Source organism: Flavobacteriales bacterium, assembly GCA_019694795.1.
Classification (GTDB): Bacteria; Bacteroidota; Bacteroidia; order Flavobacteriales_D; family UBA2798; genus UBA2798.
In genome coordinates this window covers 1-4,154 of sequence record JAIBBF010000111.1, presented here as the reverse complement: position 1 = coordinate 4,154, position 4,154 = coordinate 1, and the positions used below count along the sequence as shown (strand labels likewise).

Here is a 4,154-nt window from a genome sequence, read left to right as displayed (position 1 = left end):
AATATCCTGAAATGGTAGAGAAGCTTATTTCTAAGTATAGATAGACACGATGTGCCGATAGCTATCGGCATCAAACACCATTGTCTTCACGGACATGTCGGTTCGAGTCCGACCCCGGGTACAAAAAGCAGAGTTCAGAAAGAGCTCTGCTTTTTTAATTTTGCGAAAAAATGGCTAGCGTTTATATTCTTTTTTCTTTTACCGCAGGTAAATATTATACCGGAGTGACTAAAGATCTGGAAAAGCGAATTGAATACCATCTGTCCAGGGAATTTAGAAATAGTTATACAGCAAAATACTCTGATTGGGAGCTTTATCTGGAAATTTCTGATTTACCACTTGGCACCGCATTAAAAATGGAATCTCATATTAAACGGATGAAGAGCAAAAATTACATTCAAAACCTGAAAAAATATCCTGAAATGGTAGAGAAGCTTATTTCTAAGTATAGATAGACACGATGTGCCGATAGCTATCGGCATCAAACACCATTGTCTTCACGGACATGTCGGTTCGAGTCCGACCCCGGGTACAAAAACAGAGCGAGAATGAGAGCGGGAGAGAACATTCTCGCTCTGTTTTTTCTTCGTTTTCATTCTGCTTCTCGCTCTATCAATTTAAATGGGATTGGGTTATTTTAATTAGCCTATAAAAGTCAATTCTATACCGATAAAAAAAGCTGATTCAAAAATGAGAGCGGGAGCGAACATTCTCGCTCTGTTTTTTCTTCGTTTTCATTCTGCTTCCCGCTCTACTTTTCCAACGCATTTATTCCGTTTCTCGCTCTATCAATTTAAATGGGATTGGGTTATTTTAAATAGCCTAAAAAAGTCAATTCTATACCGATAAAAAAGCTGATTCAAAAATGAGAGCGAGAGCGAACATTCTCGCTCTGTTTTTTCTTCGTTTTGATTCTGCTTCCCGCTCTATCAATTTGAATCGGATTGGGCTATTTCGATTTACCAATAAATTTTATTTGCTATAATTTCTGCAAATTTTTAGGTCAAATTATTGCTTTTCAATTCGAACTATTTCTTCCATTTTATCCTTAATCATTTTCAGCCGCTCCGTTGCCGTTTCATAAAAAAGATGCGCCATCATTCCTTCATCAGCCAGTTTGTCTCCCAGTAATTTTCTAAATTCGTTTTGTAAATAGGTTTTTACTTCTTCATCACTTTTCAAAACTTCTTCTACAATATTAATTCTGTTGTCAATCACATAAATAATATCCTCAAAATCGTGGCTGGTGCGGTAATCACCTCCACGGTTTTTAAACGCTTCGAATTTGGTAGCAAGGAAATACGGGGCAGGAAGAATGTTGATCTGAATATGTTCAACTGTTATTTGTTGTGAATGCTTAAATCCGGGTTTATACCAGCGGTTGGTTTTCCCCCAGGGGCTATCTTCATCCGGCATAACATCTACCAGTACATCATCGTAAACAAAACGGCAAATGACCGCTTCGCCAACCGCTTCTTTGAATTTTCGTTCTTTGAGTTTCTCCTGTAGGGCAAACACATTTCCGAATTGCGCCAATTGCACGGAAATATCAATATCGCCAGTTGGACGCACTTCATCGGCAGCCGGATCGTTTACATACAATGCGACAACAGCACCACCTACAAAAACTACATCTTTGTTCAGATCGTCTAAAGCAGAGGCAACTTTTTTTACCACTCCAAGATTTATGGTATTGTTTTTAAGCATTCAATATTTTCTTTTCAAGGTATTCCATCGCCATTTTCTGTTCACGCGCTTTTCCCACACGTATAGCGTCCAGCAAAATCAATAATTCGTAAAGCTGTTTATCTTTTTGTGCCGCCTGAACTGCACCGGGGTAAAGAGGTTCAATGGCAAGTCCACGTTCCTTACCTTGTGCGCTTGGCCACACAAAATTTTCTTCGCTTTTAAAATGATTTTTAAGTGGAGGAGCAGAGTGTGCAGTTGGAATACCACGTGTCATGGTGCCCGGACGTTGGGGATAAACGTATTTCAATCCATATTGCAAAAATTCCAATAGCGATTTTCGGAATACATTCTTTTTGGAAGGGTCAATTAAACCAGACAACACCGAACGGTTAAGTGATTCGCTTACTTCAGAATTGGAAATATCCAGGCTATGTGCCAGATCTTTCATCATCCAGGATTGACCATCCAGCGCTATTATTTTAAGCAGGATAACAATATCCTGAGGGCGTAAACCACTATGCTTTTTCATATTTAATCCTCAATTTGCAATTCGCGAATTGTGAAATTACAAAAAATAGTTGATTGAGCAACCCTATCGGGAGAATTATAAATAATTAGTAATGTGCCAATTAAATAGACTTCAATTGCTCCTTTAGTGGTTTTTCCCAATTTTCTTCGTTCTCATTCTGCTTCCCGCTCTATCAATTTAAATGGGATTGGGTTATTTTAATTAGCCTATTAAAGCCAATTCTATACCTATAAAAAAGTTGATTCAAAAATGAGAGCGGGAGCGAACATTCTCGTTTTGTTTTTTCTTCGTTTTCGCAATTCTTTCCTTTCCGAGAAAACTCTGTGGTATAATTTACCTGGATACACCATTCTATTGTCCAATTTCCGGTCTTTCCTGCATATAATACAAACCTATACCAAGGGCTTTTTATGCTTTCCAGTAAATGTTTTTTGATGCCAATCGCTGCGGATTTTTGTTGGCAGTTGTCGTGAAATGTTGAATTAGAATTTCAGCGAAGTGATAAAAATGGAATGTGATAGCAATGCGATTCCAATGTAATAGCAATGCAAAACGATGTGAAGTCAATGCAATACGATGCGATTACAATGCGATCATCATCTAAAAATTAGTTGAATTTGAATTTCTGTATCCTAACCGCATTCAATATCGCCAACAAAGCAACTCCTACGTCTGCAAAAACGGCTTCCCACATGGTGGCAATTCCTCCTGCACCTAATGCGAGCACAACTGCTTTAACACCAAACGCAAGGATAATATTTTGCCAAACAATTTTCTTTGTCGCTTTTCCGATTTGGATGGCAGTTGAAATTTTGGAAGGATGATCGGTTTGAATTACAACATCGGCTGTTTCAATGGCTGCATCGCTTCCTAATCCTCCCATAGCAATTCCAACGTCACTCAAAGCCAACACAGGTGCATCGTTTATCCCGTCACCTGTGAAAGCAATTATCCTGGACTTATCAGATTTTAGAACTTCTACCTTTTCAACTTTCCCCTGTGGGAGAAGATCTCCGAAAGCAGTTTTTATTCCTAATATGATTGCAACGTCATTAACCACTGCTTGTTTGTCACCCGAAAGCATAATGACTTCTATGTTCATCGAATGCAAATCATCCACAGCTTGTTTAGCATCTTCTTTCACCTCATCGGCAACAGTAATGTACCCAACATACGTTTCGTTCATTGCTACAACCACAATTGAATCAACAATTGAATCTATTTCTTTTGGATAAGCAATATTGAATTTCTTTAATAGCTTGGTGTTTCCGGCAAGCACAATTTCACCAGAAAAAATTGCTTTCAGACCATGTCCGGGAATCTCCTCTACTTGTGAAATTTTGATTTCCTTATGCGCATCTCCACTATATTCTACAATGGCTTTAGCAATAGGATGCGTTGATTGTGATTCAATGGAAGAGGCAAGTGCGATAAATTCTTCTTTAGGAAAAATATCGGATTTTATTTCTTTCACTTTGAAAACACCCTTCGTAAGTGTTCCTGTCTTATCTACCACTACTGTATTCACCTTTGTCATCAGGTCTAAGTAATTCGATCCCTTGAATAAAATTCCATTACGAGAAGCGGCTCCGATTCCTCCAAAATATCCGAGCGGAATAGAAATGACCAACGCACATGGACAAGAAATTACGAGGAATATCAACGCACGATAGAGCCAATCGGCAAACACATAGTCATTCACAAAAAAATAAGGCAGCGTTGTTAAAAGTGTGGCAAACAAAACAACGATGGGCGTGTAAATTCTTGCAAATTTCCGAATGAATAATTCGGTTTGTGCTTTTCGGGCAGTTGCATTCTGAACTAAGTCAAGAATGCGGGCAATGGAACTTTCAGAAAATAGTTTTGTCACTTTAATTTCAATCACTCCACCCACGTTGATCATTCCCGCCAAAACTTTTTCTCCTTTTCGAATGGT

The 4,154-nt window shown here is 38.5% G+C and carries 4 protein-coding genes; 1 reads left to right on the top strand and 3 read right to left on the bottom strand.

The genetic code is table 11. The features are described from left to right. Positions 1-170: 170 nt before the first annotated feature. Positions 171-455, top strand: coding sequence for a GIY-YIG nuclease family protein (locus K1X56_14940; protein ID MBX7096015.1), 285 nt, complete (start codon positions 171-173; stop codon positions 453-455). A gap of 553 nt (positions 456-1,008) precedes the next feature. On the opposite strand, the gene K1X56_14935 is transcribed toward K1X56_14940, so the two are convergent. The 3 genes from K1X56_14935 to cadA form a co-directional block, all read right to left on the bottom strand. Further along, complete coding sequence (locus tag K1X56_14935; protein ID MBX7096014.1) at positions 1,009-1,707, bottom strand: hypothetical protein; 699 nt, start codon at positions 1,705-1,707, stop codon at positions 1,009-1,011. Then, on the bottom strand, positions 1,700-2,218 hold the full coding sequence (locus K1X56_14930; GenBank protein MBX7096013.1) for a hypothetical protein: 519 nt from the start codon (positions 2,216-2,218) through the stop codon (positions 1,700-1,702). The genes K1X56_14935 and K1X56_14930 overlap by 8 nt, the downstream gene beginning before the upstream one ends. Positions 2,219-2,825: 607 nt before the next feature. After that, positions 2,826-4,154: cadmium-translocating P-type ATPase (gene cadA, locus K1X56_14925; GenBank protein MBX7096012.1), on the bottom strand; the 1,329-nt coding region annotated here is incomplete at its 5' end.